The following is a 22,930-nucleotide window of genomic DNA, read 5'->3' on the forward strand; positions in this document are numbered from 1 at the left end:
TTCTCCTCGAGGACGACTTCTCCGCCGAGGATCTCGGCGTAGTAGCGCCGTGAGACGGCGACGCGCGGCCGGGTGACGTGCCGCGCGGCGGTCGGCGCCGCACCCCGCCGTGGCGCCCCGGCTCCGGGGCTCTCGGTGCTCGGGGCGCCCGCCCGGAGCGGCGGCGTGCACCGGTCCGCGCAAGCAGGGGGTGAACGGGGGTCCGAGTGGTCAGGATGGAGGCATGGGATTCCATGTCGACTCCGAGGCCGGGCGGCTCAGCCGCGTCATCCTGCACCGGCCGGATCTCGAGCTCAAAAGGCTCACCCCCAGCAACAAGGACGCCCTTCTCTTCGACGACGTGCTCTGGGTGCGCCGGGCGCGCGCCGAGCACGACGGGTTCGCCGACGTGCTCCGCGACCGCGGGGTCGAGGTGCACCTCTTCGGCGACCTGCTCGCCGAGACCCTGGAGGTCCCGGCGGCCCGGCGGCTCGTCCTGGACCGGGTCTTCGACGAGAAGGAGTACGGAGTGCTGGCCACGGACCACCTCCGAGCCGCCTTCGAGACCCTGCCCGCCCGCGAGCTCGCCGAGGCCCTGGTCGGCGGCATGACCAAACGGGAGTTCCTGGACGCCCACACGGAACCGACCTCCGTGCGCTTCCACGTGATGGAGCTGGACGACTTCCTCCTCGGCCCGCTGCCCAACCACCTCTTCACCCGCGACACCTCGGCCTGGATCTACGACGGCGTCTCCATCAACGCCATGCGCTGGCCCGCCCGGCAGCGCGAGACCGTCCACTTCGAGGCGATCTACCGGCACCATCCGCTCTTCCGCGACGAGACGTTCCCCCTGTGGTCCGAGGGCCAGGCCGACTACCCCTCCACCATCGAGGGCGGCGACGTGCTGGTCATCGGCAACGGCGCCGTGCTCATCGGCATGAGCGAGCGGACCACGCCCCAGGCCGTCGAGATGCTCGCCCACAAGCTGTTCGCGGCCGGCTCCGCCCGCACGATCGTGGCCCTCGACATGCCCAAGCGGCGGGCCGTGATGCACCTCGACACCGTGATGACGATGGTCGACGGCGACACCTTCACCCAGTACGCCGGGCTCGGCATGCTCCGCTCCTACACCATCGAGCCGGGCGTGGGGGAGAAGGAGCTGAAGGTCACCGACCACCCGCCCGAGCACATGCACCGCGCGATCGCCGCCGCCCTCGGCCTCGGCGAGATCCGCGTCCTCACCGCGACGCAGGACGTCCACGCCGCCGAACGCGAGCAGTGGGACGACGGCTGCAACGTCCTGGCCGTCGAGCCGGGCGTCGTCGTCGCCTACGAACGCAACGCCACCACCAACACGCACCTGCGCAAACAGGGCATCGAGGTGATCGAGATCCCCGGCAGCGAGCTGGGCCGGGGGCGGGGCGGGCCGCGCTGCATGAGCTGCCCGGTCGAGCGCGCGGCGGTGTAGCGGGGAACGAGCCGTATATAAATTCAGAACTTCGTATAGACTTCCAGGTGTCCCTGTCCCCGCATCCCTGGAGCGCCCCCATGGCGACTGTCCCGACCGCCCTCGCCGGCCGCCACTTCCTCAAGGAGACCGACTTCACCGCGGACGAGTTCCGCGGCCTGGTCGAGCTGGCCGCGGAGCTGAAGGCCGCCAAGAAGGCCGGGAGCGAGACGCCGTACCTGCGGGGCAGGAACATCGCGCTGGTCTTCGAGAAGACCTCCACGCGCACCCGCTGCGCCTTCGAGGTCGCCGCCGCCGACCAGGGTGCCTCGACCACGTACCTCGACCCGTCGGGATCGCAGATCGGCCACAAGGAGTCGGTGAGGGACACCGGCCGCGTCCTCGGCCGGATGTTCGACGGCATCGAGTACCGCGGGGACAGCCAGCAGAAGGTCGAGGAGCTGGCGGCCTGCGCCGGGGTGCCCGTCTACAACGGACTCACCGACGACTGGCACCCCACCCAGATGCTCGCCGACGTGCTCACCATGACCGAGCACAGCCCCAAGTCCCTGCCGGAGATCTCCTTCGCCTACCTCGGTGACGCCCGCTTCAACATGGGCAACTCCTACCTGGTCACCGGCGCCCTGCTCGGCATGGACGTGCGCATCGTCGCCCCGAAGGCCTACTGGCCCGCCCAGGAGGTCGTCGACACGGCCCGCAGGCTCGCCGAGGAGAGCGGGGCGCGCGTCACCCTCACCGAGGCCGTGGACGAGGGCGTCCGCGGCGCAGACTTCGTCGTCACGGACGTCTGGGTGTCCATGGGCGAGCCCAAGGAGGTGTGGGCCGAGCGGATCGCCGCGCTGTCCCCCTACGCGGTGACCATGGACGTCCTGCGCGCCACCGGCAACCCGGACGTGAAGTTCCTGCACTGTCTGCCGGCCTTCCACGACCTGGGCACCAAGGTCGGCCAGGAGATCTTCGAGGCGTACGGTCTCGACTCCCTCGAGGTCACCGACGAGGTCTTCGAGTCCGCGCACTCGATCGTCTTCGACGAGGCGGAGAACCGCCTGCACACCATCAAGGCCGTCCTGGTCGCCACCCTCGCCTGAGCAGCACCGCTAAGCTGTCCGGCGGCCCGGAGCCACCCCTTCCGCGCCGCCGGCCGCGACCACCGTCGCCCCCGCACCACCAGAAACGAGCACCACCCGCAATGCCCGCTTCCCGCGTCAAGTCCCCCCACCTCCTCGTCGCCGAATCCGGCGCCGACCGCGAAGGCCACGGCCTGAAGCGCACCATGGGACTCTTCCAGCTCGTCTGCTTCGGCGTCGGCGCCATCGTCGGCACCGGCATCTTCGTCGGCCTGTCCGACTCGGTCGCCGAGGCCGGCCCGGCCGTCGTCGTCTCCTTCGTGCTCGCCGCGATCACCTGCGTGTTCACCGCGTTCGCGTTCGCCGAGCTGGGCGGCGCGATCCCCGTCTCCGGATCGTCGTACTCCTTCGCCTACGCCGGCCTCGGCGAGCGCACCGCCTTCCTGGTCGGCTGGTGCCTGCTCCTGGAGTACGGCGTGTCGGTCTCCGCGGTCGCGGTCGGCTGGAGCCAGTACGTCAACGAGCTGCTGGACAGCGTCCTCGGCGTCCAGCTGCCGCACGCGCTCTCCGCGGGCCCCGGCGACGACGGCCTGGTCAACCTGCCCGCGGTGATCGTCATCGCCCTCGCCTGCGTGCTGCTGGTGCGGGGGGTGCGCGAGAGCGCCCGGGCCACCGCGGCGATGGCCGTCCTCAAGCTCGCCGTCCTCGTCGCCTTCTGCGCCATCGGCTTCACCGCCTTCAAGGACGGCAACCTCACCCCGTTCTCGCCGGCCGGCCTCGGCGGCATCGGCGCCGGCACCACGGCCGCCTTCTTCTCGTACATCGGCTTCGACGCCATCACCACCGCCGGCGAGGAGGCCAAGAACCCGCGCCGGGACATCCCGGTCGCGATCCTCGTCTGCATCGGCCTGGTCACCCTGCTGTACTGCGCGGTCGCCGTCGCCGCGATCGGCGCCGTCGGCGGGGACACGGTCGGTGACCGGCCCGCCGCGCTGTCCTACGTCGTCAACGAGGTCACCGGCTCCACGATCGGCGGCGGCGTCGTCGCCTTCGGCGCGGTCGTGGCCATCGCCTCGGTGGTGCTCGCCGTGATGTACGGCCAGACCCGCATCCTGCTGTCCATGTCCCGCGACGGACTCGTCCCGCCGGTGTTCGAGAAGGTCTCGCCGCGTACCGCCACGCCGGTCGCCGGCACCCTGATCGTCGGCGTCGTCTTCGCGCTCCCGGCCGCCTTCGCCCCGCTGGACGCGGTGGTCAACCTCTGCACCATCGGCACCCTGGCCACCATGGCCGCCGTCAACGTCGCGGTGATCGCGCTGCGCCGCCGCGAGCCGGGCCTCGCCCGCACCTTCCGCGTCCCGCTGTACCCGGTGACCCCGCTGCTGGGCGTCGGCTTCTGCCTCTACCTGATGTACGAGACGGGCGCCACGACCTGGATCCAGTTCGCCGTGTTCCTCGCGGTGGGCCTGCTGGTCTACTCGGCCTACGGGCGCCGCCACTCCCGGCTCGCCCGCGCCGCGCTCAGCGCGGAGGACGCCGCTGAGCGGGTACCCCAGGGAGTCTGAACCAGACCGCCTTGCCGGAGTCGGTGGGGCGGTGACCGCAGGACGAGCTCAGGGCGCGGATCAGCAGCAGACCGCGCCCGTGCTCCTGCCAGGGGTCGGGCGGCTCCGTGTCCGGGCGCGTCAGGTCGCCCGGCGGTCTCGGGTCGGGGTCGTGCACCTCGACCTGGCAGCCGGTCGGCAGCAGCTCCACCACCAGCTCGATCGGAGCGCCGCCGGAGGTGTGCTCGACGGCGTTGGCGACCAGCTCGGCCGTCAGCAGCTCCGCGGTGTCGCCGTCGGCCGTGTGCTCCCGTTCGGCCAGCGCCGAACGCACCAGGGCACGGGCCACCGGCACGGCCGCGGTGGTGTGCGGCAGCGCGATGCGCCAGAGGGCGGGGGCAGAGGAGCGATCGTGCACGGCGAGTCCGTTCTGGAGCAGGCGGTCCTGTCCTGCTTTCAACCTTATGAATGGTACGGCGCCGCCCGGCAGAGCACTTCGACGGGCACCGCCCGGGACCTTCGACCCCGCTGCGGACGGCATACCCGTCCCCGACGTATCGCGCACTCGTGACGACGGTCACAGATGAGTGATAACTTCGAAGGGCAGCGCTCAGTGATGCCGTGCCCGCCCCAGGAGGCCGCCCGTCATGAGTCCCTTCACCGGCTCCGCCGCCCGCACCGCCGACTGGCGGCACCTGCGCGTCGACCTCACCGACGGTGTCGCCACCGTCACCCTGGCCCGCCCCCAGAAGCTCAACGCGCTGACCTTCGAGGCCTACGCCGACCTGCGCGACCTGCTCGCCGAGCTGTCCCGGGAGCGGTCCGTGCGCGCCCTGGTGCTGGCCGGCGAGGGACGCGGCTTCTGCTCCGGCGGCGACGTCGACGAGATCATCGGCGCCACCCTGTCCATGGACACCGCCCGGCTCCTCGACTTCAACCGGATGACCGGCCAGGTGGTCCGGGCCGTACGCGAGGCGCCGTTCCCGGTGATCGCCGCGCTGCACGGCGTCGCGGCCGGGGCGGGCGCCGTCCTCGCCCTGGCGGCCGACTTCCGCGTCGCCGACCCCAGCACCCGCTTCGCCTTCCTCTTCACCCGCGTCGGCCTGTCCGGCGGCGACATGGGCGCCGCGTACCTGCTGCCCCGGGTCGTCGGCCTCGGCCACGCCACCCGCCTGCTGATGCTCGGCGAACCGGTCCGGGCCCTCGAGGCCGAGCGGATCGGCCTGATCAGCGAGCTCACCGACGAGGGCCACGCCGACGAGGCCGCCCGGGCCCTCGCCCGCCGCCTGGCCGACGGCCCGGCCCTCGCCCACGCCCAGACCAAGGCCCTGCTGACCGCCGAACTGGACATGCCGCTGGCGGCAGCGGTCGAACTGGACGCCTCCACCCAGGCCCTCCTGATGACGGGCGAGGACTACGCGGAATTCCACGCGGCCTTCACGGAAAAGCGCCCGCCGAAGTGGCAAGGAAGGTAGAGGGCATGCTCCCGGCCGAGGGAACCGGTCCCGCCTCAGTGGCGCGGGGCGGTGTCGATCAGCGGCTCCGCCGCGGGGCGCGACCAGCCTCCACGCAGCCGCACCCGCCCGACGAGCGCAATCCCCCCGAACGCATCGCAGTCATCGGCGGAGGCCCCGGCGGCCTCTACGCCGCCGCCCTCCTCAAACGCCTCGCCCCCGACCGCGAGGTCACCCTCTGGGAACGCAACGCCCCCGACGACACCTTCGGCTTCGGCGTCGTCCTCTCCGACGAGACCCTCGGCGGCATCGAACACGCCGACCCGGAGGTCTACGAAGCCCTCGCACGGGACTTCGTCCGCTGGGACGACATCGACATCGTCCACCGGAACACCCGCCAGACCTCCGGAGGGCACCGCTTCGCCGCCCTCGGCCGCCGCCGTCTCCTGAAGATCCTGCACAGCCGCTGCCGCGACCTCGGCGTGGACCTCCGCTTCCGCACCGAGGCCCCGCACCCGGACCGGCTCGCCCGCACCCACGACCTCGTCGTCGCCGCCGACGGCGTGCACAGCACCACCCGGGACGCCTACGCCGAGGTGTTCCGCCCGCACCTCACCACCCATCGCTGCCGCTACATCTGGCTCGCCGCCGACTTCGCCTTCGACGCCTTCCGCTTCGAGATCGCCGAGACCGAGCACGGCGTGATGCAGCTGCACGGCTACCCGTACGCGGCCGACGCCTCCACCGTCATCGTCGAGATGCGCGAGGAGGTGTGGCGCGCGGCCGGCTTCGGCACCCTGGACGAGGCGGAGTCCACCGCCCGCTGCGCCGAGATCTTCGCCGGCGCCCTCGGCGGACGCCCGCTGCGGTCCAACAGGTCGGCGTGGATCACCTTCCGCACGGTCGTCAACGAACGCTGGTCGCACGGCAACGTCGTCCTCCTCGGCGACGCCGCCCACACCGCCCACTTCTCCATCGGCTCCGGCACCAAGCTCGCCGTCGAGGACGCCCTCGCGCTCGCCGCCTGCCTGGACGAGCAGCCCTCGCTGAAGGAGGCCCTGGCCGCCTACGAGGAGGAGCGGCGCCCCGTCGTCGCCTCCACCCAGCGGGCGGCCCGCGCGAGCCTGGAGTGGTTCGAGGACCTCGCACGGTACGTGGACGAGCCGCCCCGTCGGTTCGCCTTCAGCCTCCTCACCCGCAGCCGCCGCGTCACCCACGGCAACCTGCGGCTGCGCGACCCCGGCTTCACCGAGTCCGTCGAGCGCGAGTTCGGCTGCCCGCCCGGCACGCCCCCGATGTTCACCCCGTTCCGGCTGCGCGGACTGACCCTGCGCAACCGCGTCGTCGTCTCCCCGATGGACATGTACTCCGCCACCGACGGCGTCCCCGGCGACTTCCACCTGGTCCACCTGGGCGCCAGGGCGCTGGGCGGCGCCGGGCTGGTGATGACCGAGATGGTGTGCGTCAGCCCCGAGGGCCGCATCACCCCGGGCTGCGCCGGCCTCTACACCGCACGGCAGGCCGAGGCGTGGCGGCGGATCACCGACTTCGCGCACGCCCAGGCGCCGGGAACCGCCATCGGCGTGCAGCTCGGGCACAGCGGGCGCAAGGGCTCGACCCGGCTGATGTGGGAGGGCATGGACGAGCCGCTGCCGGAGGGCAACTGGCCGCTGGTGGCCGCCTCGCCGCTGCCGTACCGGCCGGACGGACAGATCCCGCGCGAGCTGTCCCGGGCACAACTCACCGACGTCCGGGAGCAGTTCGCCGCCGCCGCGGTCCGGGCCGCACGCGCCGGGTTCGACCTGCTCGAACTGCACTGCGCCCACGGCTATCTGCTCTCCGGCTTCCTCTCGCCGCTCACCAACCGTCGCACCGACGCCTACGGCGGCACCCTGGAGAAGCGGCTCCGCTTCCCGCTGGAGGTCTTCGACGCCGTACGGGCCGTGTGGCCGGGGGAGCGGCCCATGACCGTGCGGATCTCCGCGACCGACTGGGCAGAGGGCGGCACGAGCGCCGAGGGGGCCGTGGAGATCGCCCGCGCCTTCGCCGCGCACGGCGCCGACGCCGTCGACGTCTCCACCGGGCAGGTGGTGGCGGACGAGCGGCCGGAGTTCGGGCGGTCGTACCAGACGCCCTTCGCGGACCGCATCCGGCACGAGGCGGGCGTCCCGGTGATCGCCGTCGGCGCGATCTCCTCCTGGGACGACGTCAACTCGCTGATCCTGGCCGGACGCACCGACCTGTGCGCGCTGGCCCGCCCCCACCTCTACGACCCGCACTGGACGCTGCACGCGGCGGCCGAGCAGGGCTACACGGGACCGGGCGCCGTCTGGCCCGCGCCGTACCGGGCGGGCAGCCGCCGTCCGCAGACCGGACGCACCGACGCCCCCAGACCCCGGCTCGCCCTGCGGGACTGACCCCGGATCAGGACGTGTAGTCCCAGGCCTCGCACATCGACCGCAGCGGCGCGGGGACGCGGTCCGCCTCCGGCAGCGGGCGGCCCCGCTGCACCGTGCCGGTGCGGATGTTGTCGCGCCAGTCGCCGAGGCCCCTGACCAGTTCGGCGTCGCTCTTCTCGCCGTAGTGCAGCATGGCCGGCGCGTAGTCGAGGCCGAGGAACGCGCACAGGCGGCGCATCTCCCGTTCGGGGGACTCGGTGATGTCCTCGTAGCGCACGGTGAAGCCCGCGGCGTCGGCCGCGCGGGCCTCCTCGACGGCCGCCAGATAGGGCAGCACGTCCCTGACGGCCTTGTCGTACGGCCGCTTGACGGGGTCGCTCTCGTGCCAGGAGCGGGCGACCGACTCGGGGTGGCGCAGCAGGAACACGAACCGGGCGTCGGGCCAGCAGTCCCTCAGGCGCCGGTACATGTAGACGTTGGCGGGGGTCTTCTCGACGACGAAGTCCTTGCCCGACCGGGCCAGTTCGCGGTGCAGGACGCGGTCCCACAGCAGGTGCTCCAGATCGCCGCGCTCCAGGCCGAGGGCGCCCATGGCCCGCTGGGAGAACCAGTTGGTGCAGGTGACCTCCATCCGGCCGAGGTGCAGCTCGTGCGGGGCGTGCAGCCGTGGGTGGGCGCCCAGCATCATGCGCAGCAGCGTCGAGCCGGAGCGGATGGACGAGATGATGAAGACCGGCCGCCGCAGCAGGCGCTCGGTCGCCAGCTCCTCGCCCGACGGACATCGGTACGGCGCCGCCGCCGGGCGCTTCGCGGGCGTCGCCGCGGGCTTCGGTGCCTGGAGACGGGGAGCTCTCCGCACCTGGAGGCCGGTGGTGGCGGTGAGGGCCCGGTTCAAGCTACGCGTGAGACTCATGGGCCGGACGCTAGGCAGCAAACCTGAGAAGAGGGTCGGAGAGGCCTGAGGGTTCCCTTATCGCGGCATGATGTGACGCGGATCTCGCCCGCGGCTCAGGCCGGATCCAGGCCCGCGAAGTCCGCGCCCGCGTCCCGGAGCCGCTCGTGCAGCGCCCGGAACACGGCCGCCGAGCGGATGCCCGGCCAGTCGGCGGGCAGCAGCCGGGCCGGCAGGCCCGGATCGGTGTAGGGGAGGTGGCGCCAGGAGTCCAGGGCCAGCAGATAGTCCCGGTACGCCTCCTCGGGCGGGGTGTCCGGACGGCGCTCCCAGTCGCGCAGCACGCCCGCGTGGCGGTCGAGGAACGCCTCGTGCGCCTTGGCGACCGAGGCCAGGTCCCACCACCGCGCCACCGCCCCGGCGGTCGGGGAGAAGCCCAGGTGCTCGCCGCGGAAGAAGTCCACATAGGCGTCCAGGCCCAGGCGCCCCAGCGTGTGCCGGGACTCCTCGTACAGCCGGGCCGGGGCGATCCACACGCCGGGGGCGGCGGTGCCGAAGCCCAGCGCGGCCAGGCGGGAACGCAGCACGTGCCGCTTCTGCCGCTCCGACTCGGGCACCGAGAACACGGCGAGCACCCAGCCCTCGTCGGCGTAGGGCGCGGTGGCGTAGATGCGACGGTCCCCGTCCTCCAGCAACTGCCGTGCACCCTCGGAGAGTTCGTACCCGGCCGCGCCCCGCGCCGTGCGGGCCGGCAGCAGCAGCCCGCGCCGCTTCAGCCGCGACACCGACGAACGCACGGAGGGCGCGTCCACCCCCACGGCGGCCAGCAGCCGGATCAGCTCGGCGACGGGCACCGGGCCCGGAGCGAAACGGCCGTACGCCCCGTAGAGCGTGACGATCAGGGACCTCGGGGTGTGGGGCGGGTGCTGGTCGGACACGTCGATCATCTTAGGTCGTGGGCATCATCCCTGGTCACCCCGGGTGTCGGGGGAGGCCAGGAGCCGGTACCGCTGGAGTTTGCCGGTCGCCGTGCGCGGCAGCGCGTCCCGGAAGTGGATCTCGCGCGGGCACTTGTACGGCGCCAGCTCGGACTTGAGATACGCGCGCAGCGCCTCGGCGTCCCGCTCCGCGCCGTCCCTCAGTACCGCGTGCGCCACCACGACCTGTCCGCGCGCCGCGTCGGGCCGGCCCACCACCGCCGCCTCCACCACGTCCGGATGCCGCAGCAGCGCGTCCTCCACCTCCGGCCCCGCGATGTTGTACCCGGCGGAGATGATCATGTCGTCGGCGCGTGCCACGTAGCGGAAGTACCCGTCGGGCTCGCGGACGTAGGTGTCCCCGGTGATGTTCCAGCCGTCGCGCACGTACTCCCGCTGCCTCGGGTCGGCGAGGTACCGGCAGCCGACCGGACCGCGCACCGCAAGCAGCCCGGGCTCCCCGTCCGGCACGGGCACGCCGTGCGCGTCCTGTACGCGCGCGTCCCACCCCGGCACCGGGACGCCCGTGGTGCCGGGCCGGGCGGCGTCGTCGGCCGCCGAGACGAAGATGTGCAGCAGTTCGGTGGCGCCGATGCCGTTGACGATGCGCAGGCCGGTGCGTTCGTGCCAGGAGTGCCAGGTGGCCGCCGGCAGGTTCTCGCCCGCCGAGACACAGCGCCGCAGACACGTCACGTCGTACGCGTCCAGGTCGTCAAGCATCGCCCGGTAGGCCGTCGGCGCGGTGAACAGCACCGACACCCGGTGCTCGGCGATCGCGGGCAACAGCTGCTTCGGGCCCGCCTGTTCGAGCAGCAGCGCGCTCGCGCCCGCCCGCATCGGGAAGACCACCAGTCCGCCGAGCCCGAAGGTGAAGCCGAGCGGCGGACTGCCCGCGAAGAGGTCGTCCGCGCGCGGCCGCAGGACGTGCCGGGAGAAGGTGTCGGCGATCGCGAGCACGTCCCGGTGGAAGTGCATGCACCCCTTGGGGCGTCCCGTGGTGCCCGAGGTGAAGGCGATCAGCGCCACGTCGTCGGCGGCGGTCGCCACGGCCGGGAACGGGGTGTCCGGTGGGGTGCCGGCCTCCGTGCGGGTCAGCAGGTCGTCGGGCGCGTCCCCGCCGTACGTCGTGATCCGCAGCCCCGGGATCTCCGCCTTCGCGAGGTCGTCGACGGCGCGGACGTCGCACAGGGCGTGCCGCACCCGGGCGATCTCGCAGATCGCGCGCAGCTCGTGCGGGCGCTGCTGCGCCAGCACGGTGACCGCCACCGCGCCCGCCTTCAGCACCGCCAGCCAGCACGCGGCCAGCCAGGGGGTGGTGGGGCCGCGCAGCAGCACCCGGTTGCCGGGGACCACGCCCAGCTCACCGGTGAGCAGGTGTGCGAGCCGGTCGACGCGGGCCCGCAGCCGCCCGTACGTCCAGCGGTCCCCGGAGGCGGTGCGGAAGACCGGGCGGTCGGCGGGCGGGCCGGCGAGCAGCTCGGCGGCGCAGTTCAGCCGGTCCGGGTAGTGCAGCTCCGGCAGGTCGAAGCGCAGCTGGGGCCACTGGTCGGGGGGCGGCAGATGCTCGCGCGCGAACGTGTCGACGTGGGCCGAGCGGCGCGGTTCCGCGGCGTGCTGATCTGCCATGGCGGTTCGCCCCCTCTGTCGTGGTGGGCTCGCGCAACGAGCGTATCGTGTTGGTGACGGCAGTCAACGGTGCGCGATAACCTCGGGTGTGGCACGGCACGGGCGCAGGGGAAGGGGCCGGCGATGACCGCATTCTCGCTCGAACCGGAACAACTCGCCTGGTGCGGGCAACTGCGCGCCCTCGCGGCGCAGCGGCTGCGGCCGCTGGCGGAGAAGGGCGAACCGGGCCACGTCAACCGCCCCCTGGTCGCGGAACTCGGCGCCCTCGGCCTGCTGCCCCGCCTGTTCACCTCCGGCGCGCTCGACCTGTGCCTGATGCGCGAGTCCCTCGCCCACGCCTGCACGGAGGCCGAGACCGCGCTCGCCCTCCAGGGTCTCGGCGCCCACCCCGTGCACGCCCACGGCACCGAGGCCCAACGCGCCCGCTGGCTGCCCCGGGTGAGTGACGGCACCGCGGTGGCCGCCTTCGCCCTCAGCGAGCCCGCGGCGGGCTCGGACGCGGCGGCCCTGACCCTGAGGGCGGAACCCGACGGCGGTGCCGGCTGGCGGCTCACCGGGGAGAAGTGCTGGATCTCCAACGCCCCCGAGGCCGACCTCTACACCGTCTTCGCCCGAACCACCCCCGGCGCCGGCGCCCGCGGCGTCACCGCGTTCCTCGTGCCGGCCGACCGCCCCGGCCTCACCGGCACGCCCCTCGACATGCTCTCGCCGCACCCCATCGGCGCCCTGGTCTTCGACGCCGTGCCCGTCTCCGCCGCCGACGTGCTCGGCGAGCCGGACCGCGGCTTCCGCGTCGCCATGGGCACCCTCAACCTGTTCCGCCCCAGCGTCGGCGCCTTCGCCGTCGGCATGGCCCAGGCGGCCCTGGACGCCACCCTCGCCCACACCGCCGCCCGCGACGCCTTCGGCGGCAAGCTCCGCGACCTCCAGGCCGTCTCCCACCAGGTCGCCGAGATGGCCCTGCGCACCGAGGCGGCCCGCCTCATGGTGTACGCGGCGGCGACGGCGTACGACGAGAACGCGCCGGACGTTCCGCGGCGCGCCGCGATGGCCAAGCTGCTCGCCACCGAGACCGCCCAGTACGTCGTCGACCGCGCCGTCCAGCTGCACGGCGCCCGCGCCCTGCAACGCGGCCACCTGCTCGAACACCTCTACCGCGAGGTCCGCGCCCCCCGCGTCTACGAGGGCGCGAGCGAGGTGCAGCGCGGCATCATCGCCAAGGAGCTGTACCGCACCCAGGACCCGACCGGGGAGGCCCGCGCATGACCGCCGAACGCGTGAACCCGCCGGACCTCTCCCCGCCCACCGGCTTCTCCCACGCCGTCGTCGCCACCGGCACCCGCGTCGTCCTCCTGGCCGGCCAGACCGCGCTGGACACCGACGGGAAGATCACCGGCGACACGCTTCCCGAGCAGTTCGAGAAGGCCCTCACCAACCTCCTCACCGCCCTGCGCGCCGCCGGCGGCACCCCCGCCGACCTGGCCCGCGTCACCGTCTACGCCACCGACGTCGCCGACTACCGCCGGCACGCCGCCCACCTCGGCCGCACCTGGCGCCGCCTCGCCGGCCGCGACTACCCGGCGATGGCGGTCGTGGGGGTCGTGCGCCTGTGGGACGAGCGGGCGCTGGTGGAGCTGGACGGGTTCGCCGTACTGCCGTAGGCCCGCGGACCCGGCCGTGGGCCCGGACCCGTCCGTGGGCCCGCAGTTCCGGACCGGCGCGGACTCGCCACCGAAGGGGTGAGGGTCACTCCCTTCGGGCCGCCCGCCCGGTACGAGTGGAATATCTCATTCCGCTTCGACCGGGAGGTCTCCCATGTCTCCACGCCCCGCCGCCCTCGCCGCGGCCGCCGGCGCCGCCCTCGTCCTGCTGGCCGCCCCCGCCGCGACCGCCGCGTCGTCCGCCCCCACCGAGACGGTGACCGTCGACTCCACCGGCCGTGTCGCCGCGGACGGCACCGTCACCCTGTCCGGCACCTACCGCTGCGCGCCCGGCACCGGACCGGTGTACGTCAGCTCCTCCATCAGCCAGGGCGACGACTCCACCGAGTACGGCGTCGGGGGCAGCCGCGCGGTGTGCGACGGCGTCCTGCACCAGTGGACCAACACCGGCAAGCCCTCGCGCGTCCTGGAGCCCGGCGCGGCCCACGTCGACGCCACTCTGGTGGAGCTGCGGCCGCTCGGCATCATCCCGCTGCCGAGCTTCCACGCCCTGAGCAAGCAGGACATCACGCTGGTCCGGGCCTGAGGGCGGGAACGGTCCGGGGGCACCGTCCGTCCGCGGCGAGCGGCGGTGCCTCCCCGCTACCGCCCGTGGTGGGCGAAGGAGGCCCACACCTCCAGCTCGTCCCGCGGGCGCCGGGCCAGGTCGCCCAGCAGGTCCTCGTACCGGGCCAGTTCGGGCGGCAGGGAGCGGTCCGGCGCCAGCATCCACAGCTGTGCCGCGCGCAGGGCGTCCCGCGGCGGCGTCCCCTGCCCGAGATGGTGGTGGAGCAGCAGCATCAGCAGGGTGGTCCGCGGATCGTCGGCGACCGCCCAGCGCGAACCGATCACCGCCGTGGCCCCCGCCCCGAGGAAGGCCGTGGCCAGGGTGAGCACCTCGTCGTGGTCGTCGACGGTCAGGTCGCTGGTGCAGTTGGCCAGCACGACCGTGCCGCCCGCCGCCTCCGGGTCCCGGTGCGCCGCGCCCGCCAGGATGTCCGCCACCGACACCTGGTGCGCCGCGTCCAGCTTCAGCACCGAGTCCGCCGGTGACGGACCGGCCTCCGCGTGGCAGTTGACGTGCAGCAGAGCGGTCGGCACAGCGCCGCGTCCCGGCAGATACGGGGTGAGCGACTCCGGTACGGGCGGCAGCGGCGCCGGTCCGGCCCCGGACCCGCCCGCGACGGCCGCCTCCCGGCCCATGCCGCCGATCACGGTGACCGCCCGGTGCCGGGAGGCGACCAGCGCCGCCTCCCGGTGCATCGTCCGCGACCCGTCGGGCGCGACGACCACGGCAACCCGGCCCTCGCCCACCCCCGCCCGCGTGCGGTCCGCGACCTCGACGAGCTGGCGGGCACTGGCGCAGGAGGACAGGACGGCACGCTCGCACGCGTACACCGGTCCCGGCCGGTCCGGTGACGGGCCGTCGGCGGGCGCTGCGGGGCAGCGGGCCGCGTGCCAGGGCACGATGCCCAACGCGCCCACCGGGGCGAGGACCAGCCGCGGCGTCCTGCCCGGCCACCACCCCTCCGCCACCGCCAGCAGCGGGGCCATCGCGGTCTCGCCCGCCCACGAGCAGAGCCCGTCCAGCGCCCGGTGCCACTCCTCCTCCAGCCGCAGCAGCGTGCGCCGGTACTTCTCGTGCATCACCCGCGGATGCCCGGGCGCCGGCCGGGCCTCCTCCCGGTTCGCGTCCTGGAACGCCCGCAGCGAGCGCGCGTAGGTGTCGAGCGGTCCCTGCCCGGGCGCCGTCAGCCCGGGCAGCGGCAGCGCGTGGACGTCGCCCGCCGAGGTGACGGCGACCGCGTGCCCCGGGGCCCGGCCCTCGCCCGGCACCAGATACACCAACGCGTCACTGTCCAGCCTCCGCAGGGCCTCGGCCACGCGGGCCGGGCCGGGCGCGGCGAGCAGCCGCTTCTCGGCGGCACCGCCCGCGAACGCCTCCAGCACCAGGCGCCGCAGCCCGTCGGGCACGGTCTCCTCCCGGTCGCCGGCCGCCGCCTCCCAGCGCTCGGCGAGCCGGGGGTGACCGGCGTCGCGCAGCAGCTCGGGGACCGTGACGGCCACCGTCGCCGCGTTCAGCACCAGGCCGCGGCCCAGCTCGAGCGCCTCGAAGGCGGTGCCGGGCAGCCCGTCGGCGAGGCTCCAGCGCACCAGCCGCAGCATGTCGGCCGCCACGGCACGAGCCGCCTCCAGGCCGTGCCCCGCGCCCGACTGCAGCAGGACCGACCGGCCGTGCGCCGACAGCGCGGACCGGGCGGTCTCCCGCGAGGCGCGCCGGTGCTCCCGGTCGTCCGGTCCGTGCACCCGGTGGGCCAGCGCCAGCGCCCGGATCAGCGCGACGGTGAACGGATCGCCCGGTGTCGTGTTCAGCACCAGCCGCGCCTCCCGCAGCGCCGCCACCGCGTCCCGCAGGTCGTCCGCACGGGCGGTCCGCCGGTGCCGGGTCAGCAGCAGCACACCCAGCCCGTACAGGCAGCGGCCGCGGGAGCCGTGGTACTCGTGCGTGCTCCCCTCGGCCGACCGGCGCAGCAGCGCCACGGCCTCGTCGAGCAGGCGTAGCCGTCCGGCGTCCGGGCCGTCACCGCCCCAGGAGTCGTCCGGGCCGTCACCGTCCCACGCGTCCGGTCCGCACAGTCCCGCGGCGGCCCGCAGCAGGACCGCAGGCCGGTGCGGGCTGTCCGCCGGGCAGTCCGCGGCGATGCGCAGCAGCTCGTCGACGGCCGCCCGCTCCGCGTCGGGGTCCCGCACGGCGCGTGCCCCTCGCAGGGCGTGCCACGCCAGCTCCGTCCGGACGGCGGGCAGCCGCGGGTGGCCGGGCGGCAGCTCGCGGAGCGCCGTGCCGAGGTTCTCGAGGGCGCCGGCAGCGGTGGCCTCCGCGTCCCGGCGGCGCGCCCCGGCCAGCAGCAGCCGCGCGGTCCCCAGCCCGGCGAGCAGCTCCGCCCGGAACGGCGCCCACGGCCCGTCGCCGAGCGGACGGAACACCCGCGCCGGGACCCGCGGATCACCGGCCGCGGCCAACAGCACGGCCAGGGGCGGCCGGACGGTGCGCTCGGAGGCGCGGGGCAGCAGCGCCTCGTACACCTGGACCGCGGCGTCGAGATCGCCGCGGTCGCCCAGCAGGAGGTGCCGGTCCAGGAGCAGCCGCGCGAGGAACTCGGCGCACCGGTCCGCGAGGGCGGAGCGCTCCGCGACGTCCGAAGGCCCCCCGTCCTGCGGCGCGGCCGGGGCGTCCAGGGCCGTACGGGCCTGCCGGACCAGGGTGACGGCGGTGGCCAGGTCGTGCTCGTCGCGTTCCCGCAGCCACCGGTGGTGGTGCAGCAGGGCGCTCGCGGCGGCTCGCACCGGGCCGGGGCTCTCGGACGCGCCGTCCAGGAGCTCGGCGACCCGCCCGGCAGGCAGGGCGAACGGGTCGGGGGAGCCGTCCCCGAGGAGGACGGCCGCCGCGAGGTCAAGCGCGGGCGGAGCCTCGACGGCCCATTCCCCGGCAGGTCCCGCGGGGGCACGCGACGAGTCCTCGCTCCGCGTGGTCTCCGTCCACGTCCACGCAGACCCCTTGCCGGTGGCACCGACGCGCGCCGAACCGGCGTGAGCGGTGCCGGGCCGGTCGTGCCCCGCCCTCCCGGTGTCCTTGCCCGTGAGACCGTCGAACAGCGTCCGGATCAGCTCCCGGGCGTCGCCCGCCGCGTCCTCCAGCAAGGCGCTGCTCAACGGGCCGCGCATAGGCGACCCGTACGGCAGCAGGCCGAGCGCCTCCCGCAGGTCCCGTCCGGTCGCCGCCCGCTCCCCCCGGCCGACCGGCCCCGCCTGCGCGGCACGCAGCCCGAGGACGCCCGCGAAGGCCAGCATCACCGCCCGCAGCCCCCGGGCCTCCGGCTCGACCCGGACGGCGGCCTCGCGCAGCCGGCGCGCCCAGTTCAGGGACTCGGCCGCGGGCGGCAGTTCGCCGGGGGACCGCAGGACGTCCACCGTCATGGCGACCAGCACGTACACCGGCTCCTTCTCCAGGGTCTCGGCGTCCAGCATCGACGCCAGCAGCTGGAGATCGTCCTCGACCTGGGCGAAGCCGCTCACGTCCGGGATGCCGGGCAGCCCGGGTTCGTCGCGCGCCCGGGCGAACGGCTCGGTGTACCAGACCTGGTACATCAGACAGCCGAGGAACGCCCCGTGCAGATCGTCGTCGCGCAACGCGCTGTGCGCGGGCAGCCGTTCCATGGCGACCCGCAGATACCGCAGCGCCTCCCGCAGCAGCGGGCGCCGCACCTCGGGCAGCCCGCAGGCGAAGTCCACCATGAGTGCCGTGCCCAGCAGGACACAGGCGCCCAGCCGCAGTTCGTCGTCGTGCGGATAGAGACCGGCGCCGGTCCGCAGCAGACCGGCCGCCTCCCGCAGGTCGGCCACCGCCCTCGGTGCGATGCGCTCGACGGCCAGCGCGGGGTCGGTCCGGCCGGTGGAGACGGCGACGTTGCTCAACGCGTAGGCGTGGGGCCGGGCCCGGTCGACCGCCCGTTCGGTGAGGGTGATCCCCGCCTTGAGGACCATCTCGGCCCGGTCCGTGTCGTCCGGGCCGATCACGGCCGTCAGCTGCCGGACGCGGGCGACGAGCCGGTCGATGCCGTCGTCGTCGAGCACCCGGTCGGACAGGTCCAGCCACCGCAGATTGACGATCGCGGTCAGGCAGGCGAGGAACTCCTCGTCCGGCGACCCCGGTTCCGTGCCGGCCGCGGCTCCCGGGTCCGCGGCGGAGCCCCAGCGCCCCGACAGCATCTCCTCCAGCAGGGCGACCGCCTCGGCCCGGTCGTCGGCCGGGGCGGGTTCCCCCGGACGCCGCGCGGCACGGTTCTCCTCGGACCGCTGGGCGAGCGCGAGGCCCAGCCGTCGTCGCGTGTCGAGCGCGGCCTCCGGGCCCAGCGCGGGATGGGCGAGCGTCCCGCGGAACCACGCGACTGCGGTGGACAGGGCGGGCGCCGAGGAGGAGTGGCAGAGCAGGAAGTCGCAGATGTCGCAGCCGAGTTCCGCCGCGTCGGCGCCGTCGGGACCCTCGTCGGAGAGGTGCGGGCGCAGCAGGTCCAGCAGACCGGCGACCTCGGACACGAGGCCGTCCGGATCCGGGCCGGTGCCGTCGTCGACCCGGTCGCTCAGCTCCAGGTACGACAGCAGGGCGAGGTCGAAGGCCACGGCCGGCTCCAGCGCGGGGTCGAGGTCGCCCCCGGCCAGCGCCGTGCGCAGCAGGCCGACGGCGGCCCGGCGGTCCGCCAACCGCTCGGGGGTGTCGTGCTCCGGCCCCCGGCAGCGGTCGGACAGCACCAGGCCCAGGACGGCCCGGCAGCGGGTGGGATCGGGCACCAGCCCGCTGTCCGGCCCCTCCAGCGCGGAGTGGAGGAGCCCGACGACCCGGTCGGCGTCGGCCGCCCGCGCGGCGCCGGGCCCGCTCTGGTTCCAGCGGGCCGCGAGGTCGAAGGCCAGATCGCAGACGATGTCGGCGAGTTCGGCCCTCAGCGCCTCACCGGGTGACCCCGGCCCGGCGTCGGCGCCGACCGGGTCCGCGGCCTCGGCGGCGGTCAGGACGCGCAGCGCGTCGAGCCGGTCGATCACGGTGTCGAGGCTCTTCGGCGTCCGCTCGTACGCGTACCGCAGCCGCGCCGCCCAGACGGTGAACTCGAGCAGCGACCGCCGCTCCCCGTCGTCCACCGGCGCCGCGAGCAGGGCGGCCAGCCGGCGCTCCGCCTCGTCCAGCTCCGCCGGGACCGGGCCGGGCGACTCCCCGGCCTCCGTCAGGGCCTCCTCGGCCCGCTCCAGGAGCTCCGCGCAGCCCAGCGCCTCGGCTTCGCGGCGGCTCGTTCCGAGGATCTCTCCGGCGTCGTTCAGCGCTGGGAGAAATTCCTGGGAACGATCTTTGAAACCCTTGTCATCTGCGCGCACGAAAGCCCCCTGACCGTGTCGCGGAAAAACGGCCGGGCCGAACTTCTCGTTCCCGTACCGGAATTGCCGAAGCGGATCGTCACTCGCTAGCGTACGCTCGCATCCGGATCGCGGGAGGGGCGTATGGAAGAGTACGAACGACAACTCATCGCGGAACTGGTGGCGGAACCGGAAACCGTACGAGAAAGGCTCCGTCCGGAAGACCGGGAGAAACTCGACGTCCTGCTCGGCCTGCTCGCCGAAGGCGGCGACGAACACCGGGCCATGGGGATCACCCAGCTCGTCGCCGACCACCTGCGCCGCGCCCTGCCCGACGAGGGGCACTCGGCGGCCGGCCGCCGCTACGCCGCCGCGGACCGGCCCCCGCACGAGACGCTGCTGGCCCACTTCTCCCTCGCCGGTGCCGACGCGGTCCCGGACCAGGAGGCGGGCACCCTCCGCTCGGCCCGCGACCGCATCCTGGAGGAGCCCGCGCTCACCGCCGACGACCTGCGGGACGTCTTCGGCGTCGACCCCGCCGAACCCGAACTGATCAGGCTCCGCCCGGGCGAGGGCCCGGAGGTGCTGCCCGCCTTCCAGTTCGACGGCGAAGGGCGCCCGCGCCCGCTGGTGCTCACGGTCAACGGCCTCCTCGGCGCGGCCGGCGACCCCTGGGGCGTGGCCGACTGGTGGCTCGGCCCCAACCTGTGGCTGGACGCCGTACCGGCCACGCTGCTCGGCGCCGGCCTGGACGATCAACTACTGGCCGCGGCACGCGCGGTGGGGGAGGACGACTGACATGGCTCGTGGCGCGAGACTGCCGGAGAAGGGCACGGCGAGGGCACGTCCGGTCGTCTGGCGGGCGGGCAAGGAGCTGTACCGGGTGCACTCGCACGGCCGTGCCGCCGACTGCTTCAACGTGACGAAGCAGGACCACCACTTCGGCGGCGGCCGCTTCGACAGCACCGCCAACGACACCTACTCCTACCTCTACGCGGCCCCCAGGGAGGTCACCGCGCTGGTCGAACGGCTGGTGCGCGGGCTGCGCTTCGACGCCCTGGGCAGCCCGCGGTTCCTGCCCCACGAAGAGGTGGCCGGCAAGCGGCTGTCCCGGATCACGCTCGCCAGGGATGTCACGCTCGTGTCCCTGCGCAGCATCACCGACCTCAACGCGGTGCAACAGAGCGACGGCTGGCTGGTCCGCTCCGACGCCACGGAGTACGCCTTCACCCGCCGCTGGGGGCACTGGCTGCGGGCCGAGGCGGACTGGGCGGACGGCTTCGTCTGGCGCTCCCGGCTGGACGAGCCGAACGAGTCCCTGGTGCTGTTCGGCGCCGGCGAGGACACCGACCTGGTCGAGGCGACCGAGGAGCCCCCGCTGCTCCTGGACACCCCCGACGGCCTGCGCCGGCTGCGCCGCATGCTGAAGAAATACCGCGTGGAGATCGGCCCGTCGGGACCCGAGAACTCCTGGTCCTGACAATGCCCGGGACTGGTCGTTTCCCGGTCATTGTCGGGTCGCTGTCGGGTCGTTCTCGGGTCGCTTCGAGGTAATCATCGAAACGGCTCACGGGGCGACGCGGCGTATTCCCGCAATGTGCGTCCCGTCCTGCCCGCGGAATGCGGAAGCGCTATTTCCTTTCTGCCCTGTCGGACAGCGCGCGGTAGAGGAGGGGCAGCAGGCGGTCCCAGTGGAGCCGGAGCGCGGCGGGGTCGAAGGCGTCGGTGTCGGACATGGTGAAGCCGTGGACGGTGCCGGGGTAGATCTCGGAGGTGTGGTCGACCTTCGCGGCGTCCAGGGCCCGGTTGAGCTCGCGCAGGGCGTCCGGTGTCAGATCGCTCTCGGCGTGGCCGAAGTGGACCCGGGTGGTGATCCCGGCGAGAGCGCCGGCCCCGTCCGCGCCCACGGGTGCGTGGAACGCGGCGAGCGCGGCCACCCGGTCGGGATGCGCCGCGGCGGTGCGCGTCGCCAGGAGGCCGCCGATGCAGTAGCCGGTCACCCCGACGGGACCGGCGCCGACGGCGGACCGGGCGGTGAGGAACCCGAGGTAGGCGTCGGCGTCCCGCAGGGTCCGGTCGATGGTGTGTGCCTCGATCAGGGGCATCAGCCGGGCGAAGACGGCGGGCCGGGCCTCCTCCCCGATGTACTCGGGAAGCTCGATCACCGGCGCCGGGCCGTGCCGGTAGAAGACGTTGGGGACGAGTACGTAGTACCCGTGTCCGGCGAGTTCGCGGGCCATCCGCCGCAGCACGGGCCGGATCCCGAAACCGTCCGGGTACATCAGCACCCCCGGGTGCCGCCCGCCGCCGTCGGGGAAGGCGGCGAAGGCGTCGGCCTGTCCGTCCGGGGTGGGAATTCTCAGGGTCTTGTTCTTGGTGGGCATGGGTTCTCCTGTCGTCGTCGAGGTGTCGAGCACGTGATCGACGCGACGGAGGCGGAGCCCTCCCGGCGCTCAGCGGAGCACCGGGTCACCGATCCGTGTGTGGCGCGAGGCCGTCCCGGTAGTCATGTCCGCACCATAGCCCACCGTCAGACGTCGCCGGCCGGGCCGGCGCCCCCGGTGTCCGGCGGGCCCAGCCGCGCCAGTGCGGCCGTCGTCAGCGCCGTCGTCGTGGACGGCAGTGCGAGGGGCAGGTGCGGGGCGAACTCGGCGGAGTGGTTCGGCGGGAGCGACGCGAGGCGTTCGGCCGTGGTCGCGCCGCTCGTGGCGGCCCACTGGCGGGGGCCCACCACCCCGGCCATCCAGTAGTCCAGCGGGACGTTCCCGCAGCCGTGGACGTCGTGCCCGGCCGCCCCGTAGAGGCCGAAGTCCTCGGTCGCCAACGACGGCGCCCACGGCATGACCCGTTCGGGGCCCAGCACCTTGCGGTGTGCGGTCCGGGTCACCGAGGACGCCTCCTGGTCGGGCAGGAGGACGGGGGACCGGGAGACGACGGCGATGTCCGGTTCGCGCGGGCAGCCGGAGGCGGCCGACTCGGCCCGTACGACGCGTTCCACGGCGGCCACGACACGGTCCAGGGACGCCGGGGACAGGGCGCGCACGGTGAGGCCGAGCGCCGCCGTGTCCGGTACGACGCCGCTGTGGGTGCCGGCGTGGATCCGGCCGACGGTCACCGTCGTCTGCTCCGCGGGCGCGCTCTCGCGGGAGACGACGCCCTGGAGGCGCAGCACCACCGCGGCGGCGGCGAGGACGGGGTCAACGGTCAGGTGCGGCGCGCCCGCGTGCCCGCCCCGGCCGTGCAGGGTGACGTCGAGCTGGACGCTGCCGGCCAGCACGGGCTGCCCGTACCCGTGGGCGACCATGCCGCCCAGGAGCGGGGCGGTGTGCTGGGCGAGCACGACGTCGGGGCGGCCGAAGCGTTCGTACAGGCCGTCCTCCAGCATGGCCCGCGCCCCGGTCAGCGTCTCCTCGGCGGGCTGGCCGACGGCCACCACCGTGCCCCGCCAGTGCGGCCGCGCGCGGGCCAGCAGGGTCGCGGCGCCGAGCAGCGCGGCGGTGTGCAGGTCGTGGCCGCAGGCGTGCGTGAACGGGCCGTCGGCGGCGTAGGGCAGACCGGTGCGTTCCCGCAGCGGCAGGGCGTCGAGTTCGGCGCGCAGGTAGACCCGCGGTCCGGTGCCGTGGGTGAGGACGCCGACCACTCCGTGTCCGCCGACGCCCCGCGTCACCGCGTACCCCTCGGCCGTCAGCGCATCGGCGAGGCGGGCCGCGGTGCGCGCCTCCTCGCCGGACGGCTCCGGGTGCCGGTGCAGGTCCATCGCGAAGACGGTCAGCGGGCGTACCAGTGCGTCGAGTCGGCGGAGAACGGGTGCGTACCGGTCGGAGGGGGCTGTCGCCGCTGTGCTCACCCGTCCATGGTCCCCCGGCGTTGTCGCCCGTGGGCCGTAAAGGGGCGGTAACAGGGGGGGAGGGTCCCGAAACAGG

At 74.3% G+C, this 22,930-nt stretch carries 17 protein-coding genes; 10 read left to right on the plus strand and 7 right to left on the minus strand.

Annotation, left to right across the window (positions count from 1 at the left end; all coding sequences use genetic code 11):
• Window positions 1-223 precede the first annotated feature (223 nt).
• From AB0E77_RS17105 to AB0E77_RS17115, 3 genes are all read left to right on the plus strand, one after another.
• Complete coding sequence (locus AB0E77_RS17105; protein ID WP_361570898.1) at window positions 224-1,447, plus strand: arginine deiminase; 1,224 nt, start codon at window positions 224-226, stop codon at window positions 1,445-1,447.
• A gap of 80 nt (window positions 1,448-1,527) precedes the next feature.
• Window positions 1,528-2,535 carry an ornithine carbamoyltransferase gene (gene argF / locus AB0E77_RS17110; protein WP_361570901.1) on the plus strand — a complete coding sequence of 336 codons (1,008 nt, stop codon included), beginning with the start codon at window positions 1,528-1,530 and terminating at the stop codon, window positions 2,533-2,535.
• 101 nt (window positions 2,536-2,636) lie between these two features.
• Window positions 2,637-4,079 carry an amino acid permease gene (locus tag AB0E77_RS17115; protein ID WP_361570904.1) on the plus strand — a complete coding sequence of 481 codons (1,443 nt, stop codon included), beginning with the start codon at window positions 2,637-2,639 and terminating at the stop codon, window positions 4,077-4,079.
• On the opposite strand, the gene AB0E77_RS17120 is transcribed toward AB0E77_RS17115, so the two are convergent.
• Window positions 4,036-4,518, minus strand: a complete 483-nt coding sequence (locus tag AB0E77_RS17120) for an ATP-binding protein (RefSeq protein WP_361570907.1) — start codon at window positions 4,516-4,518, stop codon at window positions 4,036-4,038. The genes AB0E77_RS17115 and AB0E77_RS17120 overlap by 44 nt on opposite strands.
• 187 nt (window positions 4,519-4,705) lie before the next feature.
• Here AB0E77_RS17120 and AB0E77_RS17125 point away from each other — a divergent pair, with 187 nt between their 5' ends.
• Together AB0E77_RS17125 and AB0E77_RS17130 are read left to right on the plus strand one after the other, a co-directional pair.
• On the plus strand, window positions 4,706-5,533 hold the full coding sequence (locus AB0E77_RS17125; protein ID WP_361570910.1) for an enoyl-CoA hydratase family protein: 828 nt from the start codon (window positions 4,706-4,708) through the stop codon (window positions 5,531-5,533).
• 5 nt (window positions 5,534-5,538) lie between these two features.
• Window positions 5,539-7,929 carry a bifunctional salicylyl-CoA 5-hydroxylase/oxidoreductase gene (locus tag AB0E77_RS17130; RefSeq protein WP_361570913.1) on the plus strand — a complete coding sequence of 797 codons (2,391 nt, stop codon included), beginning with the start codon at window positions 5,539-5,541 and terminating at the stop codon, window positions 7,927-7,929.
• Between the two features lie 7 nt (window positions 7,930-7,936).
• Here AB0E77_RS17130 and AB0E77_RS17135 read toward each other — a convergent pair whose 3' ends face one another.
• The 3 genes from AB0E77_RS17135 to AB0E77_RS17145 all read right to left on the minus strand — a co-directional run bounded on the left by AB0E77_RS17135 (window position 7,937) and on the right by AB0E77_RS17145 (window position 11,469).
• Window positions 7,937-8,824: a sulfotransferase gene (locus AB0E77_RS17135; RefSeq protein ID WP_361570916.1), complete on the minus strand. Its 888-nt coding sequence runs from the start codon at window positions 8,822-8,824 to the stop codon at window positions 7,937-7,939.
• A 95-nt stretch (window positions 8,825-8,919) separates the two neighbouring features.
• On the minus strand, window positions 8,920-9,750 hold the full coding sequence (locus tag AB0E77_RS17140) for a PaaX family transcriptional regulator C-terminal domain-containing protein (protein WP_361570919.1): 831 nt from the start codon (window positions 9,748-9,750) through the stop codon (window positions 8,920-8,922).
• A 15-nt stretch (window positions 9,751-9,765) separates the two neighbouring features.
• The gene (locus AB0E77_RS17145; RefSeq protein WP_361571334.1) at window positions 9,766-11,469 is read right to left on the minus strand and encodes an AMP-binding protein; all 1,704 of its coding nucleotides are present in this window, start codon (window positions 11,467-11,469) and stop codon (window positions 9,766-9,768) included.
• A gap of 60 nt (window positions 11,470-11,529) precedes the next feature.
• Between AB0E77_RS17145 and AB0E77_RS17150 the strand changes: the two genes are divergently transcribed.
• The 3 genes from AB0E77_RS17150 (at window position 11,530) to AB0E77_RS17160 (ending at window position 13,653) form a co-directional block, all read left to right on the plus strand.
• Window positions 11,530-12,672, plus strand: coding sequence for an acyl-CoA dehydrogenase family protein (locus AB0E77_RS17150; protein WP_361570922.1), 1,143 nt, complete (start codon window positions 11,530-11,532; stop codon window positions 12,670-12,672).
• Window positions 12,669-13,067 (plus strand): RidA family protein, encoded by a 399-nt coding sequence (locus AB0E77_RS17155; protein ID WP_361570925.1) that lies wholly within the window; start codon window positions 12,669-12,671, stop codon window positions 13,065-13,067. The genes AB0E77_RS17150 and AB0E77_RS17155 overlap by 4 nt, the downstream gene beginning before the upstream one ends.
• A 154-nt stretch (window positions 13,068-13,221) precedes the next feature.
• A complete protein-coding gene (locus AB0E77_RS17160) occupies window positions 13,222-13,653 on the plus strand; it encodes a DUF6299 family protein (protein ID WP_361570928.1) in 432 nt (143 codons plus the stop codon).
• A gap of 56 nt (window positions 13,654-13,709) precedes the next feature.
• Here AB0E77_RS17160 and AB0E77_RS17165 read toward each other — a convergent pair whose 3' ends face one another.
• Entirely contained in the window at window positions 13,710-19,028 is a 5,319-nt protein-coding gene (locus tag AB0E77_RS17165; protein ID WP_361570931.1) for a CHAT domain-containing protein, read from the minus strand.
• A 123-nt stretch (window positions 19,029-19,151) separates the two neighbouring features.
• Here AB0E77_RS17165 and AB0E77_RS17170 point away from each other — a divergent pair, with 123 nt between their 5' ends.
• Both AB0E77_RS17170 and AB0E77_RS17175 read left to right on the plus strand, forming a co-directional pair.
• Window positions 19,152-19,805, plus strand: coding sequence for a DUF3168 domain-containing protein (locus AB0E77_RS17170; protein ID WP_361570934.1), 654 nt, complete (start codon window positions 19,152-19,154; stop codon window positions 19,803-19,805).
• Window position 19,806: 1 nt separating this feature from the next.
• The gene (locus AB0E77_RS17175) at window positions 19,807-20,487 is read left to right on the plus strand and encodes an RES family NAD+ phosphorylase (RefSeq protein WP_361570936.1); all 681 of its coding nucleotides are present in this window, start codon (window positions 19,807-19,809) and stop codon (window positions 20,485-20,487) included.
• A gap of 151 nt (window positions 20,488-20,638) precedes the next feature.
• Here the strand turns inward: AB0E77_RS17175 and AB0E77_RS17180 are convergent, their stop codons facing one another.
• Entirely contained in the window at window positions 20,639-21,391 is a 753-nt protein-coding gene (locus tag AB0E77_RS17180; RefSeq protein ID WP_361570939.1) for a dienelactone hydrolase family protein, read from the minus strand.
• A gap of 146 nt (window positions 21,392-21,537) precedes the next feature.
• Window positions 21,538-22,854, minus strand: a complete 1,317-nt coding sequence (locus tag AB0E77_RS17185; protein WP_361570942.1) for an amidohydrolase — start codon at window positions 22,852-22,854, stop codon at window positions 21,538-21,540.
• Between the last annotated feature and the right edge of the window lie 76 nt (window positions 22,855-22,930).

The organism is Streptomyces sp. NPDC032940 (assembly GCF_040636935.1).
GTDB lineage: Bacteria > Actinomycetota > Actinomycetes > Streptomycetales > Streptomycetaceae > Streptomyces.

What these genes read in the sequence shown, in the direction of transcription:
- AB0E77_RS17105 (WP_361570898.1), top strand. Translation starts at nt 224, where the DNA reads ATGGGATTCCATGTCGACTCCGAGGCCGGGCGGCTCAGCCGCGTCATC.
- AB0E77_RS17130 (WP_361570913.1), top strand. Translation starts at nt 5,539, where the DNA reads ATGCTCCCGGCCGAGGGAACCGGTCCCGCCTCAGTGGCGCGGGGCGGT.
- AB0E77_RS17135 (WP_361570916.1), bottom strand. Translation starts at nt 8,824, where the DNA reads ATGAGTCTCACGCGTAGCTTGAACCGGGCCCTCACCGCCACCACCGGC.
- AB0E77_RS17115 (WP_361570904.1), top strand. Translation starts at nt 2,637, where the DNA reads ATGCCCGCTTCCCGCGTCAAGTCCCCCCACCTCCTCGTCGCCGAATCC.
- AB0E77_RS17160 (WP_361570928.1), top strand. Translation starts at nt 13,222, where the DNA reads ATGTCTCCACGCCCCGCCGCCCTCGCCGCGGCCGCCGGCGCCGCCCTC.
- AB0E77_RS17125 (WP_361570910.1), top strand. Translation starts at nt 4,706, where the DNA reads ATGAGTCCCTTCACCGGCTCCGCCGCCCGCACCGCCGACTGGCGGCAC.
- AB0E77_RS17175 (WP_361570936.1), top strand. Translation starts at nt 19,807, where the DNA reads ATGGCTCGTGGCGCGAGACTGCCGGAGAAGGGCACGGCGAGGGCACGT.
- argF (WP_361570901.1), top strand. Translation starts at nt 1,528, where the DNA reads ATGGCGACTGTCCCGACCGCCCTCGCCGGCCGCCACTTCCTCAAGGAG.
- AB0E77_RS17150 (WP_361570922.1), top strand. Translation starts at nt 11,530, where the DNA reads ATGACCGCATTCTCGCTCGAACCGGAACAACTCGCCTGGTGCGGGCAA.
- AB0E77_RS17180 (WP_361570939.1), bottom strand. Translation starts at nt 21,391, where the DNA reads ATGCCCACCAAGAACAAGACCCTGAGAATTCCCACCCCGGACGGACAG.
- AB0E77_RS17170 (WP_361570934.1), top strand. Translation starts at nt 19,152, where the DNA reads ATGGAAGAGTACGAACGACAACTCATCGCGGAACTGGTGGCGGAACCG.
- AB0E77_RS17140 (WP_361570919.1), bottom strand. Translation starts at nt 9,750, where the DNA reads ATGATCGACGTGTCCGACCAGCACCCGCCCCACACCCCGAGGTCCCTG.
- AB0E77_RS17155 (WP_361570925.1), top strand. Translation starts at nt 12,669, where the DNA reads ATGACCGCCGAACGCGTGAACCCGCCGGACCTCTCCCCGCCCACCGGC.